General features: G+C 48.7%; 13 protein-coding genes. All 13 read right to left on the minus strand.

The genetic code is table 11. The annotated features are described in order from the left end of the window. Nucleotides 1-477: 477 nt before the first annotated feature. Entirely contained in the window at nucleotides 478-948 is a 471-nt protein-coding gene (locus FCN15_RS06080) for a hypothetical protein (protein WP_138494116.1), read from the minus strand. Between the two features lie 168 nt (nucleotides 949-1,116). Next, nucleotides 1,117-2,079, minus strand: a complete 963-nt coding sequence (locus tag FCN15_RS06085; RefSeq protein WP_138494117.1) for an ABC transporter permease — start codon at nucleotides 2,077-2,079, stop codon at nucleotides 1,117-1,119. Beyond that, on the minus strand, nucleotides 2,080-3,156 hold the full coding sequence (locus FCN15_RS06090; protein WP_138494118.1) for an ABC transporter permease: 1,077 nt from the start codon (nucleotides 3,154-3,156) through the stop codon (nucleotides 2,080-2,082). Beyond that, on the minus strand, nucleotides 3,149-4,687 hold the full coding sequence (locus FCN15_RS06095; protein ID WP_138494119.1) for an ABC transporter ATP-binding protein: 1,539 nt from the start codon (nucleotides 4,685-4,687) through the stop codon (nucleotides 3,149-3,151). Before FCN15_RS06095 ends, FCN15_RS06090 begins: the two co-directional genes overlap by 8 nt. 152 nt (nucleotides 4,688-4,839) lie before the next feature. Next, entirely contained in the window at nucleotides 4,840-5,880 is a 1,041-nt protein-coding gene (locus tag FCN15_RS06100) for a BMP family lipoprotein (RefSeq protein ID WP_138494120.1), read from the minus strand. Between the two features lie 312 nt (nucleotides 5,881-6,192). Further along, nucleotides 6,193-7,731, minus strand: coding sequence for a putative bifunctional diguanylate cyclase/phosphodiesterase (locus tag FCN15_RS06105; protein WP_138494121.1), 1,539 nt, complete (start codon nucleotides 7,729-7,731; stop codon nucleotides 6,193-6,195). A gap of 204 nt (nucleotides 7,732-7,935) precedes the next feature. Next, nucleotides 7,936-8,898, minus strand: a complete 963-nt coding sequence (locus tag FCN15_RS06110; protein WP_203232096.1) for an aldolase catalytic domain-containing protein — start codon at nucleotides 8,896-8,898, stop codon at nucleotides 7,936-7,938. 106 nt (nucleotides 8,899-9,004) lie between these two features. Beyond that, nucleotides 9,005-10,546 (minus strand): leucyl aminopeptidase, encoded by a 1,542-nt coding sequence (locus FCN15_RS06115; RefSeq protein ID WP_138494123.1) that lies wholly within the window; start codon nucleotides 10,544-10,546, stop codon nucleotides 9,005-9,007. Between the two features lie 92 nt (nucleotides 10,547-10,638). Next, on the minus strand, nucleotides 10,639-11,742 hold the full coding sequence (locus FCN15_RS06120; protein ID WP_138494124.1) for an ATP-binding protein: 1,104 nt from the start codon (nucleotides 11,740-11,742) through the stop codon (nucleotides 10,639-10,641). Nucleotides 11,743-12,121: 379 nt separating this feature from the next. Next, a complete protein-coding gene (locus FCN15_RS06125; protein ID WP_138494125.1) occupies nucleotides 12,122-12,526 on the minus strand; it encodes a hypothetical protein in 405 nt (134 codons plus the stop codon). Nucleotides 12,527-12,733: 207 nt separating this feature from the next. Continuing rightward, nucleotides 12,734-13,273 carry a peroxiredoxin gene (locus FCN15_RS06130; protein ID WP_138494126.1) on the minus strand — a complete coding sequence of 180 codons (540 nt, stop codon included), beginning with the start codon at nucleotides 13,271-13,273 and terminating at the stop codon, nucleotides 12,734-12,736. 148 nt (nucleotides 13,274-13,421) lie between these two features. Continuing rightward, nucleotides 13,422-14,498: a 3-isopropylmalate dehydrogenase gene (gene leuB / locus FCN15_RS06135; protein WP_138494127.1), complete on the minus strand. Its 1,077-nt coding sequence runs from the start codon at nucleotides 14,496-14,498 to the stop codon at nucleotides 13,422-13,424. Between the two features lie 195 nt (nucleotides 14,499-14,693). After that, nucleotides 14,694-15,686 (minus strand): ketol-acid reductoisomerase, encoded by a 993-nt coding sequence (gene ilvC, locus FCN15_RS06140; RefSeq protein WP_138494128.1) that lies wholly within the window; start codon nucleotides 15,684-15,686, stop codon nucleotides 14,694-14,696. Nucleotides 15,687-15,840: the final 154 nt, after the last annotated feature.

Consider the following 15,840-nt stretch of genomic DNA (forward strand, 5'->3'; position numbering starts at 1 on the left):
GGTTGCAAACAAAAAAGGCCTTCTCTCCCGGAAAGGGACGAAAAGACCGTGGTACCACCCTTGTTAGAGATCAACTTGGCGGTTTGCCAGCCATAAATAAGCAAACTTTCGCAGTTTATCTCTCACTCATCGAAATAACGGTTCGCTGCCGGTATCCTCTACTGAAGCCTGCCAAACGGACCAGGCGGTTCAAGGAACTGCTCCGGAGTGAATTTCAGTCAGCCTGATTCTGTAGAAACGCTCTCAATCTGCGGCGTTCCCTCCCTGTAAAGAGGCACTGCTTACTTGTCTCCATCTTCGCATTACATTATTGGTTTAATGGAATTAACTATACCGGAAACCCGGCAAAAACACTATAGACTATTATAGGCAATGCTAAGGTTGATCGCAAGAGCTGTTTAGGACGATTTGTAACTTTGCGGGATTCCTGGTGCGTCCCTCTGTTCTGTATTCTCTGCATTTTACCCTGGAATTGTGTTATTCTGCGCCTCCATGACCGTGGCTGAAGTTGGCCTTCTGGTCACCGTAGTACGTATCCGCGCTGCTCTGAATACCATAGAAGTGCTCTTCCCCGGCTGTTTCTCCGTCTTCAAAATAATTGGAGTAAACGGCATTATGCCGCTGGAAGATCTGATACACCTCGCCGCTCTCCCGGCTGCCTTCATCGGCTACAAGAAGATAACGTCCTTCATTCATATGCTGGTCAAAAATAGCGGATTCTTTATCCGGAAGCTCCGTCCCGATGATTTCAACGATCGTCAGGACCGAATCGGTGCCCCCGATTTCAAAAGATCTTACGCCCGAAATGTCTTGCTCCGTCAGCAGTTCCGTCCTGTAATTTCTCAGCAGAGAAAGCTGGTCTTCCGCAAACCCTAATTTTCTGAGCTCCCCAACTGAAGCTATTGCATCTTCCGGTGATGTAAATACACCAATCCATTTTTTGGACATGCCGATAACCTCCTCAGATGTAGTGGCTATAGGCTGTTATTACCCGCTGCACCGGTTTATAAACTTCCGTCTGAATCTGACAAATCCACTGCATGATGTGTAAAAAATAATAAACCCGCAAAGCATCAGCTTCGCGGGTTCGGTTCTTGAACTGCGTTAAAGCAAACGTCAGCGTTTCCCCGGGTCATAAGGCTGACCCAATGCAGCAGGAGCCGCCGAGCGGCCGACAGCCGCTACCAGAACGATAATCGTCAGCAAGTACGGCAGCATGTAGATGAATTCCTGAGGAATATCCTTGGACCAGGAGAACAGCGTAACGTAGGTCCGCACAGCCTGTGACAGACCAAAGAATGCCGCAGCCCCAAATGCGCCAATCGGATTCCATTTTCCGAAGATCATTGCCGCAATCGCGATATAACCTTGACCGGAAATCGTATTGTGCGCAAAGGTACTTGTAGTCGTCAGCGTAACCGTTGCTCCGCCCAATGCAGCCAGGGCGCCGCTGATCATTACGCCGATATAACGCATCCGGTTGACGTTGATCCCGGCCGTATCAGCTGCGCTGGGATGCTCGCCGACCGCACGGAGGCGAAGGCCGAACGGTGTTTTAAACAGCACATAGAATGCAACAAACACAAGAACGATTGCAATGTAGGTCGTAGGGTAGTTATGGAACAGCCCTTCACCGATAATCGGAATGCTCGACAAGCCCGGAATGGCAACTTTGTTAAAGACCTGCGTCAGCAGAGGCGTTTCGCCATTTCCGTCAAAAATCAACTTTACAAAATACAGCGTAGCACCTGCAGCAAGGAAGTTGATTACGATACCGCTGATCGTCTGATCCGCTTTAAACGTAATGGAGGCGACCGCATGGATGAGTGAGGTGATAACCCCAAGCACGATAGCTGCAATCAAGCCAATCCAAGGCGCAGCGGAACCCATTCCGGCATCTTCGGCATAATAAGTGGCTACAGCCGCCGCAAATGCTCCAAACATCATGAAGCCTTCAAGGCCCAGGTTCGTAACCCCGGAACGCTCGGAGAAAATCCCGCCCAGAGCTGCAAAGATCAGCGCCGTTGAAAAGACAAGCGTTGTATTCATTAATTGTCCCAGTGTCGTTACCCAATCCATTTACAACACCTTCTCTTTCTTGCGTTTAAAGTAAAACGGCTTGATAATCCCACGCACAATGCCTTGTGCCGCAATAAAGAAAATGATCGAGCCGATAACGATACGGATCAATTCCGGAGGCACACCTGCACCAAAGCTCATACCTGCAGATCCATATGTCAAAGTACCAAACAACAGGGCGCCGAGCAGAATACCAAACGGATTGTTCATACCGATAAGCCCCACCGCGATGCCGTCAAAGCCTGTACCGGGCGAACCGGACATGATGGACTGGTAATGGAATACTCCCAGGATTTGAAAGGCGCCGGCAAGACCGGCAAAGATTCCGCTGATAAACATCGCTTTCACGACGTTGCGGCCTACGTTCATCCCCGCATATTGAGCTGCGTTCGGGTTGTTACCGACAGCGCGAAGCTCAAAGCCTTGTTTCGTCTTCCACATGAAGTAATAGAAGAATACCGAGCAAAGAACCGCAATGAGCATTCCCCAGTGAATACGGGCACTGTCCATCAGATCCGACAGCCATGGGAACGAAACCGATGCTGTAGGCAGAATATCTTCCGAACGCTGTTTGCCTTCCATCAACAGGAAGTGTCTCACAATAAAGTTCGCCAGATAAAGCGCGATCCAGTTCAGCATGATACTTGTAATAACCTCGTTAACGCCGCGTTTAGCTTTCAGGTAGCCAACCAGCGCTGCCCAAATGCCGCCAAACAGCCCGCCTGCAATCACTGCAAGAGGAGCGTGAATATAAATAGGAAGACCATGAACCTTAATCCCGATTACGCTGGCCGCAGTCATCCCGACAATAAACTGTCCTTCACCGCCGATGTTAAACAATCCCGCCCGGGCTGCAAAAGCAAAGGCGAAACCGGTCAAGATCAGCGGTGTAATTTCACGCAGCGTTTCCCCGAAATCGTAGGTGTTGCCGAATACCTGGCTAAACAGCGATTTGTAAGCCAGCAGAGGCTCATAGCCCCCGATCAGCATAACAACAGCACCAACAATCAGCCCCAGCACAATGGCAATAATAGAGATTGCTCCACTGCCTGAAAATAATTTCAAAATTTTACTCATGTCTCACACCTCCGGCGACCGTACTGCCCGCCATCATCAAGCCAAGCTCCTGGTCGTTGGTCTGCTCAGGAAGCACCTCGCCGACGATTTGCCCTTCGTAAATAACCGCGATCCGGTCGGATACATTAATGATTTCATCCAGCTCAAAGGAGATCAGCAGCACTGCTTTGCCTTGATCCCGCTGGGCAATCAGCTGGGTTTGCACAAATTCAATTGCCCCGACGTCAAGTCCGCGTGTAGGCTGCGCCGCAATCAGCACGTCCGGATTTTTGTCTATTTCCCGGGCTATAATTGCCTTCTGCTGGTTCCCCCCCGACAGGGAGCGGGCTTTTGTTTCAGCGCTCGGAGTACGCACGTCAAATGCCTGAATCAAACGCTGGGCCTGCTTCTTAATGGCATTATAATCCAGGAAACCTCTCTTGCTGTACGGTTCCTTATAGTACGTTTCAAGCACCATATTTTCACTCATCGAAAAATCCAGCACCAGACCGTGCTTATGCCGGTCTTCCGGAATATGCGCTATCCCGCTCTCGCTGATTTGGCGGGGCGTCGCATTGGCTAGCTCTTTGCCGTTCAGCCGGATAGAGCCGCTCTCCACTTTGCTGAGGCCGGTCAGCGCTTCAATCAGCTGGGTCTGGCCGTTTCCGTCTACGCCGGCAATCCCCAGGATTTCCCCAGCCCGGACATTAAGATTCAATCCGTTAAGAACGGTTGCGCCCTCTTTGTTCTTGACAAACAGGTCGCGTACCTCAAGGACGTTCCCGCCTGGTGCTGCAGCACGCTTGTCCACTTTAAAAGTCACGTTGCGGCCAACCATTTTCTCCGCCAGAATGCTTGGCGATGCTTCAGATGTTTTTACCGTGTCAATCACCTTGCCGCGGCGGATAATCGTAACTGTATTCGAAATATGCATAATTTCTTTGAGCTTGTGGGTAATCAGAATGATTGACTTACCTTCAGCAACCAGTCTGCGCATGATCTCCATCAGCTCAGTGATTTCTTGAGGAGTCAAAACCGCTGTCGGTTCATCAAAAATCAAGATATCCGCACCGCGGTATAACGTTTTCAAAATCTCGACACGCTGCTGCATCCCCACCGAAATATCGTGAATTTTGGCATATGGGTCAACCCGCAGGCCGTATTGTTCGGACAGCTCCTGAATACGGGCCGCAGCTGTTTTCGTGTCCAGATTCGAGCCTTTCTTTGGCTCCATCCCCAAAATAATGTTTTCTGTAACCGTAAAAGGTTCAACCAGTTTGAAATGCTGATGCACCATTCCGATTCCAAGATCGATCGCCTTGTTGGGATTATCTATAATAACGGGCTCGCCATTAATTTCAATGCTGCCTTCATCCGGTTGATACAGACCGAAGACGATATTCATCAATGTAGATTTACCCGCGCCATTCTCACCAAGCAGTGCATGAATTTCACCTTTAAACAGCTTAAAGCTGATCGAGTCATTTGCTACGACGCCTGGAAAGCGTTTCGTAATGCCTTTGAGCTCGACAACGGGAGTCGCTGAGTTCATGAGATCACCCTTCTTCCAGATTAGGCTTCTAAAGCCCATAGAACAATATACACGATAACGTGACAACAAGGCTAGTTCAAAAACCAGCCTTGTCGATTTTCGTGCCGTATTTAATTCATGCTTGTACTTTGAACCCTTGTATAAGAGAGAAATTATTTAGCAGGCTCAGATGGAACTGTGATTTCGCCGCTGATAATTTTTTGTTTGTATTCTTCAACTTTTGCCAGTACGTCAGCAGGAACGTTCTTGCTGGAAGTATCAGCAATGCCTACGCCATTTTCTTTCAAGCCGAGAACTTCGCTTCCGCCTTTGAAAGTACCGTCAATTACTTCCTGGCTTACGCGTTTAACGGCTTCGTCAACACGTTTAACCATGGAAGTCAGAGTAACCTCATCGCCAAATTCCAGGGATTGGTCTTTGTCTACGCCGATAACCCATACTTTTTGACCGGATTTAACACGGGCAGTTGCCTCGTTAAATACGCCAGTACCTGTACCGCCTGCAGCTTGGAACACGATGTCCGCGCCGTTGTCATAGAATGTAGCGGCAGCCGTTTTACCAAGGTCAGGCTTGTCAAATGCGCCTGTATAGTTAACCAGCAGCTGAGCGTTTGGATTTACAGCTTGAATACCTGCCTGGAAGCCGGCTTCAAAGCGTTTGATAACCGGAATTTCAGTACCGCCGACAAAACCGATTTTATTTGTCTTTGTCATCAGGCCTGCTACTACACCAACTAGGAAAGAACCTTCGTTCTCGGAGAAAGTAACAGATTTAACGTTTGGCTGGTCAACCGTTGCGTCAATGATCGCAAGCTTCGCATCTGCATTTTCGGAAGCAACCTTGCCTACAGCGTCGCCAAGATCCATGCCGATACCCCAAGTCAGATCATAGCCGCCTTTTACGAATTTGTTCAGGTTTGTTTCATAATCATCAGCTTTTGTACTTTGAAGATATTCCGTTTTAGCACCTTCTACGGCAGAAAGACCTTCCCAAGCAGATTGGTTAAAGGATTTGTCATTTACGCCGCCGACGTCAGTAACCAGACCGATTTTTACGTTGGAAGCCGTGTTACCACTTGAACCAGCATTTGCAGATTCACCGGAATTGGCGTTGTTTTTATTATTGCCGCATCCTGCCAATACGACCGTAAGAGCAAGCAGCAATACGATCGACAGTTTAAAACTTTTCTTCATTGAGTGGTTTCCCCCTTAAAAATAAAATGCCGATTAAAGTCAGGTATTCTTCGGCACTGCCTTTTGACAAACTAGATTATACATAGATCAAAGCGTAAAATCCACACAATAATCAACAGCAACCACTGATTATTCGCTCTTTTTTTATTGTAATCGCTTTAATTTGACATATCTGACATGCTACGTTCGGTATATATCCTCTTTCTTACACTCTCTTTAATCAAAGCTTTCAATAGCTGTATTATTCGCCAAGTTATCGGTCTGATATGCAGTCAAACAAAAAAACCTTCCGTATTCACGGAAGGGGAAGACTTACACGGCCGCTCTGACCAAAAAATCCTGCTCCAGCCTGTATGCACCCACTGGCTTGCTGAACAGATAGCCCTGGCCGTCGTGGCAGTTCTGAAGCTTCAAGAATTCCAGCTGCTCCTTGTTCTCTACGCCTTCTGCTGTAATCTTCAGCTTCAAATGACGCGCCATAGAAGTGATTGAAGAGACGATAGCCGCATTGCTCCGGTCGCCGAAGATCTCCTGCAGGAAGGAACGGTCAATTTTGATCCGGTCAATGGGGAGATTTTTCAAATAGTGAAGCGAGCTGTAGCCTGTCCCGAAATCATCAATGCTGATCAGGATGCCAAGCTGCTTCAAATCCATTAGCTGGCCATAGGCAGAATGGGGGTCCATCGTCATGCTTTCTGTAATCTCTAATTCCAAATAGCGGGGATCTAGTCCGGTTTCTTGCAAAATCTGCGCCACGGTGCTGGTGAAGCGGGAATCCTTGAACTGCCGCATGGACATATTAACTGAAATCGAAATCGGCTCAAACCCATCGTCCTGCCATCTCTTGTTCTGAATGCAGGCTGTCCGCAGAACCCATTCGCCAAGCTGGACAATAAATCCGCACTCTTCAGCCAGCGGAATAAATTCGGAGGGCGGAATTATTCCGCGTCTTGGATGGTTCCAGCGCACAAGCGCCTCAAGCCCGACCATTTTGCCGGAGTCCAGGTTCACTTGAGGCTGATATTCAATAAAAAATTCTTCCCGCTCGATCCCTTTCCGCAGATCATTTTCCAATTCCAGCCTGGTTAAGATTGCCGTGCCCATGTACCCGGCGTACCGGCAGCAGTTCATCCCGTTAGCTTTCGCATAGCAGGCGGCCAGTTCGGCATAACGGACAAGCTCCTCACTGGATTGTGCGTCGTGAGGGTATAGCGCATAGCCTATGCTTAAGGAAATATGATAATCGTTCGAGAGCAGTCTTACCGTGGAGTCGAACTGGGACAGAAAATGTTCAGCATATTGAACTATTTCGTCCGGTTCTGCATATTCACTCATTAATATTGCAAAATCATCCACTCCGACCCGGAACAAATTCCCTTGAATCCGGCAGCTTGAGGCAATCCGCTCACTCATAATCTGCAGAAGCCGGTCCCCCGATTCATCCCCTAAAATTCCGCTCAGCATTTTATAATGATTGATATGTATAATACAGATTCCCTTGCCTGTGCCCGGCTGGGCTTCCTTCTCGAGAAAGGCCTGCAGGCTTGTACGAAAAGCTATCCGCTCGGGCAGGCCTGTCAACGGATCGTTGGCTCCAGCCAGCGTATTCTCCTGATTACTTCTCTCTCGCTTGACGGTTTGCCTGTCCGCAATCGGACGGTCCATCCGGTATGCAGTTCCGGCTAAGCAGCAGCAGCCGGCCAGCAGAATGAGGCAGTCCAGTATGCGCCAAACGTCCTTGCTCTCAAATGCATCTATCGTTAACAATAGACAGCCGCCTGCCATAATCAGCAATAACAGCAGCTTAAGCAGCCTTGCCAGCCCCTCGTTCCCCTCTTGCCTGAACCGCATATGTTTTCAGCCCCCGGGTGCATATTTATACGATTTCGGTTATTCGCTTAATTTTGTCAAAATAGGGCAGCTTATCGCCTTATTTGTAACAATTCCACATCACCTGCTAATTTCCTTCCTCCCCGTAAAAAAGAATTTATCGGGCCGATAGGAATAAAAAAGCCTTGACCGGCATGAAAGCAGCCGGATCAAGGCTTCATTGAATTATTTATGCTTGGGGAAACTAACCTCAGGCGTTGTCATTTTATCGTAAAATTCTACAACCGCATCTTTGCGTTCCGAAGCCCGCACCGCCATTGCCGAACGCGGATGCTCGTTCAGTGTGCCTGTAATCATATAAGGAAGCAGGTAGCCCCACTCCTCTTTCTCACGCAAAGGAACGAGCAGCTTCTCCAGAACCTCCAGTACCGGGCGGAGCTGGTAATGGGTATTCTTCAAATGAGTGACCAGAAGCTCTGTCGGACAGTTGCCTGCTGCGCGTCCCATTCCGTAAACCGAAGCATCCAGCAGCTCGACGCCATTATCTGCGGCAATCAGCGTGTTCGAGAAAGCCAGCTGCAGGTTATTGTGGGTATGAACACCCAGACGTTTATTTGGAAGGTTTGTTTTAAATTTATCCACCAGATACAGCATATCTTTATGGTCAAGACTGCCGTAGGAGTCTACGATGTAGACAAAATCGACCGAGCTCTCCCGGATCAAATCGAAAGCTTCAAGAAGCTCCTTCTCCATTACACCGGATAAAGCCATAATATTTATGGTTGTTTCATAGCCCAAGTCATGAAATTTCTGTATCAGTTCAAGCGCTTTATCGACATCTTTGATATAGCAGGCTACGCGGATAAGATCCAGCAGACTTTCACTGCGCGGAAGAATGTCGTCTTCATCAACTCGGCCAACATCCACCAGGGCGGACAGCTTGGTATGACCTTTCTGCGGAATAACCTTCTTCAGGAAGTCGTCGTTCAGGAAGCGCCACGGACCGGCCCCTTCAGCGCCGCTCAGCAGCTTGGGGGAATTCTTGTACCCGATCTCCATATAATCAACACCGGCTTCATTCAGCCCGGCATAAAGCTGCTGGACAAACTCTACACTGAAGTCCCAATTATTCACAAGGCCTCCATCCCGGATGGTACAATCAACAATTTTGCAGGGATTAATTTTCATAATTGAAACCCTTTCTTAATCTGCGGAATATAGTCCCTTTTATCTTACTTGATGCAGCACGTTAAAGTAAAGCAGTTTTATCCTGCTCTTCATGTCCTGCTTTGGTTTAGGACTCATTCTCCACCAGCCACTGCGCAATCGTGCGGACCATTACTCCAGTCGCCCCCTTCGGGTCGACGCCGCGTTCCCTGCTTAAATAAGCCGTACCGGCTATATCGAGGTGAATCCAGGGCAGACCTTCCGCAAAAGTCCCGATAAACAGCCCTGCCGTAATTGCCGCTCCGTTTCGCCCCGGCCGGTTATTCAAATCCGCAACGCCGCTCTTCAGCATCGCCCAATATTCAGAATAGCAGGGCAGAGGCCAAACTCTCTCTCCTGTTTGTTTGGAGGCATAGATAAAGCTCTGCAAAAAAGTCTCGTCATTGGTCACCGCCCCAGTTGCAATGTCCCCTAGTGCCGACAATATGGCTCCTGTAAGAGTCGCAATATCTATAATTCTTACCGCGCCCTGCTCCTTCGCATGGGTCACGCCGTCAGCAAGCACAATTCTGCCTTCCGCATCCGCATTCAGCATTTCAACCGTCCGGCCGCTCCGGGTGGTCAAAATATCGCCCGGTTTCATCGCACTCCCGGAGGGCATATTCTCCGCAGCTGGAATTACAGCTATAACATTGACTTGAGGGCGAAGGATGCCTAAGACTTCCATTACTCCCAGTACAGAAGCGGCTCCTCCCATGTCACTGATCATTTCCTCCATTCCAGGGGCCCGTTTCAGGGACAGGCCGCCCGTATCGAAGGTAATTCCCTTACCGACAAGTCCGGTCACTTCCTCCCAGTCTTCCCGGCCCTGATACTTTATAGTAATAAGCCTCGGAGGGTTCACGCTGCCTTGTCCAACAGCCAGAATTCCGCCCATCTCCTTCTCGCGTAGGTCCGCTTCGTCCAGGACCTCGACTTCCAGACCATACCGCTGGGCTAATTCAACCGCCGCTTCTCCCAAATCCTCCGGTGTAAGCATATTGCCCGGCAGGTTGGTCAGATCTCTGGCAGTAATCGTCCCGGCTGCATAGGCGCGTCCAGAGCGGATGCCTTTCTCCCACTCCTTCTCTTCCTGACCTACGTCTGCTTCCTCATGATAGAAAATGACTTTTCGAATGCCTTCATACACCGGCTTCTCACGCTTATAGACGGCTCTCTCATAGGCGCCCAGCAAGAAACCTTCCGTAAGCGCATGCGCGGCAAGCTCATTTCGGCCCTCCACCAAATAGGAGCCTATGGAAGCTGGAATCTTGATCAGCACTTGATCCGGCTGAAGCTTCAGTGCCGCCTTGGCTGCAGCTGCAGCGCTTAATCTCAGCTCATGCGCAGTAAGCGGGTGCTCACCCGCCCCTACTAAAATAACCGTCTCCGCAGGCTTGCGGTCCGGCAGCGGCAGTACAAACGTTTGATTCACTTCTCCTTCGAACAGCCTGCTTTGCATAAGGTTCTGGATATACGGCTTTAGCCAAGAGTCAACTGAGCCGTTCATCATATCTTTCTTCACTAACAGGAGAATAAGCACCTTCCCGTCCGATTCAGCCGGAATGCCCCCGCTCCTCCATATTACCTCCGCTACATTTCCGTCCACTTGAGCACCTTCCTTTATCATCAGCTTGGCTTTATTTCCTTATTCATGCCTCTTCCAACAGTTATTTAAACAAAAAAGCCGTTTCTTAAGAAACGGCGAATCGGATCTCCTGTTTAGTTAGCAAGCGGAAGCGATATTTTAAATGTAGTTCCAATCCCAATGCTGCTCTCCACATTGATGGAGCCGCCATGGTCCTTAATAATCCGGTAGCTCTCGGACAAGCCGAGCCCGGTCCCCTTCTCTTTGGTCGTAAAGAACGGATCTGACAGCCGTTTGATTCGGGCCTGTTCCATCCCGCTGCCATTGTCGCTGATCGAAATGACTGCATTCCTGCCTTCAGATTTGGCTTGTATGTGAATTTCACCCTTGCGGCCGCTTATTTCTTCAATTGCATCCATGCCATTCTTAATAAGATTCAGCAGAACCTGTTTGATCTGCTTGGCGTCTATAGAGATAAGCATTTCATCGGCTTCCGACTGAAGCGAAATTTCACAATCCTTCATTAAAGCTTCGCTCTCGGTTAACAGCACCGTTTGGCGCAGCAGTGAGGAAACCCTCAATACCGCTTTCTCAGGAGCCGAAGGCTTGGAGGAGTCCAGAAATTCGTGAATGATATCGTTGGTTCTGTCAATTTCCATCAAAATAATCCGGGCATATTCGTCCTTGCCCAGCTGCATCAAATGCGGCCGCAGCAGTTGGATAAACCCGCGGATTGCCGTCAGAGGATTACGGATCTCGTGGGCAATTGCCGCGGAGATCTTGCCAAGTATCGCTAACTTATCATTATGCGAAGCCGTTTGTTCTATCTTCTTATAATCGGAAATGTCCTTGAAGCTAAGCAATAAATCGCCGTCCAGGTCTTCGGTATATGTAACCGATATCATCCAATATCTTCCGTATTCATCTGCCAGCTCAAATTTCGTTTTATGCTGCTGCATGACCTCACGGTAAATCTGCAGGGTCCATTTCCGTTTACTTCTCCCCATAAATGGAAGCGTTAACAATTGGCGAATGCTGCAATCCTCCAGAGTCTGCGGCTGCAGCTCCAGGATAGCTGCCATTAACGAATTGGCAAATGTAATTTGTCCCTCACAATTGATTAAAATAATAGCGTGATCCAGGTGATGAAGCACTCTTTCATACTTGTTTTTTTTAGGTGGGGCAGATCTAAAAAATTCGACCGGTTGGAGCAAGGTTTCTTCGATATCACTCAACAAGTTGTTATCCTCCTTTTCCCATGAATGATGTTCCTGCCGGTAGGGCTGTTCATCTTCGGTGGAGAATTGCAGGGTGATCTTGAGTTTATGCGAGGGCGCAATCACTTTAGAGGCCGAGCTTAAACTTTATAAAATAATCCTTTAATTCCATTATTTAACTGTTTAAAGACAACTAACTATGCTTGAAAAGTCCGATCACGGGCTTCTCCTGCCATAGTTATCACTTACATTTTAATCATAAAGAGGTTATCCAGCCCAGTCAATCAGAGAAACTGTCGAAAAAAGGGGATTCGCCTTTTATAGACTTTATTTTACAGAAAAGAGAAAAAAGCAGCTTTTCGGGCTCGAAAAGCTGCTTTGGAAGATTTTTATACAGAGATCAGCGGTGCTGAAGCCTTGCCTTTCGTCTGCTCATATAAGCCAGTCTGCGTTTCAGTTCACCCTCCCATTTCTCATCCCCTATAAATTTCGCTACCTGCAGGAGATCAAGGGAACTGTCAATCTGGCGTTTTACGATATCAAGCGGATCTTCGCGTTCATCATTGACGCAGTTGACAAATATGGATTCATCATCCTCGGACACAAAATCGGCAAAATCAATCTCCGAAGCTCCGTCCGCATGAGCATACTCGGCTAGAATTTCGTACTCATTCTCTACTTTATAATGGACCTCAACCCGGTGGCACACCGGGCACAATAATAAGGGAACATTGTGAACCTGAGTCCGGTAATGTTTCAAGGTTCCTTTCGTCCCCACCATGCTGCCTCCACAGCAAAAGCTCATTCCCATCACCCTCCTGTTGTCGGTTCACTCTTAATGGTTTAACTGCTATAACTTATTCGCGAACTAAGGGAGCAATTCCTTTCAATACGTTAGATTTTTACCCATTTTTACGCGTTTAAGTCATATTTTCGTTACAAGCTGTCAGGTGAAAAAACCCCCTGTTGACTTTCGTCAAAGGGGGTTTCGCTATAGCTGGGCGATTAAGCCTTACAGCGTTTTGTCGCCTGGCTTCCAGTTCATTGGGCAAAGTCCGCCGGATTGCAGAGCTTGAAGCACGCGAAGTGTTTCTTCTACGCTGCGGCCCACGTCGTTGTGGTTAACAACCTGGTACTTCAGTTCGCCTTCTGGATCGATGATGAACAATCCGCGCAGTGCTACGCCTTCTTCTTCAATCAGGATGCCGTAATCATCAGCAACTTTCTTCGTGATGTCGGAAGCGAGCGGGAAGTTCAGTTGTCCCAATCCGTTGTTTTCTTTAGCAGTGTTGATCCAAGCTTTGTGGCTGTGGACGGAGTCAATGCTGACGCCCAGAATTTCCGTGTCCAGTTCTTTGAATTGATCAGCAGCATCGCTCAGAGCTGTAATTTCAGTAGGACATACAAATGTGAAGTCCAGCGGATAGAAGAAGAATACCAGCCATTTGCCGCGGTAGTCGGACAATTTTGCATGTCCAAATTCTTTACCGTCCCCCGATACTGTCTCCATGCTGAAATCTGGTGCTGGTCTTCCAACCAAACGTTGTGCCATGAATAAATTCCTCCTTTAAATATGTAAGGTCGCATTAACCGCTCCCCGTTTGATGAATGATAATGTTTTTCATTTACAAAATTGATGTTATCATCTCTACATATTTAAAGTCAAGATTATAGTCATTACTTTTTTATAATTATTATAATTAACCCATTGCTGCCACAATCAAATCGCCCATGGCGTCCGTTCCTACAGCGGAGGATGGGTCTACTGCAATATCCCCGGTACGGTGGCCGGCATCCAGCACCTGCTTGACTGCCTTCTCGATCGCATCTGCCGCATCCTCATAACCGAAGGTCATCCGGAGCATCAGCGCTACAGACAGGATTGTAGCAATCGGATTGGCCTTGTTCTGTCCGGCAATATCAGGAGCGGAGCCGTGAACCGGTTCGTAGAGGCCAAAGCTGCCTTCACCAAGTGAAGCGGAAGATAACATCCCGATCGAGCCTGTCAGCATTGCGGCTTCATCGCTCAGGATGTCCCCGAACATGTTCTCCGTAACGATAACGTCAAAGCTTGAAGGACGGCGGAGCAGCTGCATCGCGCAGTTGTCGACAAGCACATGCTCAAGCTCCACATCCGGATATTCCGGCGCAACCCGGTTAACTACTTCACGCCACAGCCGTGACGTTTCAAGCACGTTGGCTTTGTCCACAGAAGCCAGCTTCTTGCGGCGTTTGCCTGCAATTTCAAAAGCCTGGCGCACGATCCGTTCGACTTCGCTTACGTTATATGTACAAGTGTCCACAGCCTCTTGGCCCTGTTCACTGTCGCGGCGGTATTTCTCCCCGAAATAAATGCCTCCGGTCAGCTCCCGCACTACGATCAGATCTGTTCCTTCCAGCACCTCAGGCTTTAAAGTGGAAGCGTCCTTCAGGCAGTCGAAGACAACAGCAGGACGCAGGTTGGAGAACAGCCCGAGTGCCTTGCGGATGCCCAGCAGTCCTGTCTCTGGACGCAGCTCCTTCGGATTGCTGTCCCATTTAGGGCCGCCTACAGCTCCAAGCAGAACGGCATCGGCTTTCTTACAAACCTCAAGTGTTTCTTCCGGCAGCGGAGTTCCTTTCTCATCAATCGCAATCCCGCCGAACAGAGCATGCTCGGTTTCAAACCGGTATCCAAACAACTCTTCCGTTCTCTTCAATACTTTCTCTGCTTCTCTAACGACTTCCGGTCCGATGCCGTCTCCGGAAATTACCGCAATCTTCTTCACTTCTGCCACGTTGATCCTCTCCTCAGCACGATTTTTCATCTTCTTTATTTGTAACATAGCAGGGCAGTGTTGCCAAAGATATAGAAGCTATTAAGCTAATAGGATTAGCCTATAGCCCTCTTTGTGAGTATAAAAAAATACGGCGCACGCAGCTAAGCTGCGCGGCCGTATTGTTCAGACATCTATTCGCCTGATGTCTTATTCTTATTTCTTAATCCAGTGCATCAAACCGCGGAGCTCTGCGCCTACCACTTCGATAGGATGAGCTGCCTCGTTGCGGCGTGTAGCTGTCAGGAATGCACGGTTGGACTGGTTCTCCAGGATGAAGTCGCGTGCAAACTTGCCTTGCTGAATGTCGGACAGAACGGCTTTCATTGCTTTCTTCGTCTCATCGGTTACGACCCGTGGACCAGTGACATAATCGCCATATTCAGCCGTGTTGCTGATGGAATCACGCATTGTAGCCAAACCGCCTTCATAGATCAGGTCGACGATCAGCTTCAGCTCGTGCAGGCACTCGAAGTAAGCCATTTCAGGGGCATATCCAGCTTCTGTCAACGTTTCAAAGCCAGCTTTGATCAGGGCGCTGACACCGCCGCACAGTACAGCTTGCTCACCGAACAAGTCGGTTTCGGTTTCTTCACGGAAGGAGGTTTCAATGACCCCTGCACGCGTACAGCCGATGCCTTTTGCATAAGCAAGGCCGATTTGCTTGGCTTGTCCGGTAGCATCCTGGTGGATCGCGATCAGACCTGGTACACCAAATCCGTCAACATAGGTACGGCGCACCATATGACCTGGGGATTTAGGAGCAACAAGCAAAACGTCATTATCTTGGGAAGGAACGATTTGACCGAAATGAACGTTGAAGCCGTGTGCGAACAGCAAGGCTGCGCCCTTTTTCAGGTTAGGAGCAATTTCGCTGTTGTATACAGCTGCCTGTGTTTCGTCCGGCATCAGAATTTGAACCACGTCTGCGCGGCTTGTTGCTTCAGCTACCGACAATACTTCGAAGCCGTCTTCTTTGGCTTTGTTGAAGGATTTGCCTTCACGCAGGCCGATAATGACGTTCAGGCCGCTTTCGCGCAGGTTTTGAGCGTGGGCATGGCCTTGGCTGCCATAACCGATAATTGCGATGGTTTTGCCTTTCAATACGCTAAGTTCTGCATCTTGTTCGTAGTACAAAGTCACTGCCATTGTTGAATTCCTCCTAAGAATAATGTTAGTTTTAGTCCGCTGTGCGAATGCACAGAGCTTCTTGCTAAACCCTGCAAACAAATGAGCGGGTATTTCAATCGATCTTGGCAGGCTTGCCGGGCAGACGCTGATACAGTCATTCAATTATAAGATA

Origin of the sequence: Paenibacillus pinistramenti (assembly GCF_005869875.1) — a bacterium.
GTDB lineage: Bacteria > Bacillota > Bacilli > Paenibacillales > Paenibacillaceae > Fontibacillus > Fontibacillus pinistramenti.

Excerpts from the sequence above, each read along its gene's own strand:
- FCN15_RS06090 (WP_138494118.1), bottom strand. The coding sequence starts at position 3,156 with ATGAGTAAAATTTTGAAATTATTTTCAGGCAGTGGAGCAATCTCTATT.
- FCN15_RS06085 (WP_138494117.1), bottom strand. The coding sequence starts at position 2,079 with ATGGATTGGGTAACGACACTGGGACAATTAATGAATACAACGCTTGTC.
- FCN15_RS06130 (WP_138494126.1), bottom strand. The coding sequence starts at position 13,273 with ATGGCACAACGTTTGGTTGGAAGACCAGCACCAGATTTCAGCATGGAG.
- FCN15_RS06095 (WP_138494119.1), bottom strand. The coding sequence starts at position 4,687 with ATGAACTCAGCGACTCCCGTTGTCGAGCTCAAAGGCATTACGAAACGC.
- FCN15_RS06110 (WP_203232096.1), bottom strand. The coding sequence starts at position 8,898 with ATGAAAATTAATCCCTGCAAAATTGTTGATTGTACCATCCGGGATGGA.
- FCN15_RS06115 (WP_138494123.1), bottom strand. The coding sequence starts at position 10,546 with ATGATAAAGGAAGGTGCTCAAGTGGACGGAAATGTAGCGGAGGTAATA.
- FCN15_RS06100 (WP_138494120.1), bottom strand. The coding sequence starts at position 5,880 with ATGAAGAAAAGTTTTAAACTGTCGATCGTATTGCTGCTTGCTCTTACG.
- FCN15_RS06080 (WP_138494116.1), bottom strand. The coding sequence starts at position 948 with ATGTCCAAAAAATGGATTGGTGTATTTACATCACCGGAAGATGCAATA.
- FCN15_RS06125 (WP_138494125.1), bottom strand. The coding sequence starts at position 12,526 with ATGAGCTTTTGCTGTGGAGGCAGCATGGTGGGGACGAAAGGAACCTTG.
- FCN15_RS06105 (WP_138494121.1), bottom strand. The coding sequence starts at position 7,731 with ATGCGGTTCAGGCAAGAGGGGAACGAGGGGCTGGCAAGGCTGCTTAAG.
- ilvC (WP_138494128.1), bottom strand. The coding sequence starts at position 15,686 with ATGGCAGTGACTTTGTACTACGAACAAGATGCAGAACTTAGCGTATTG.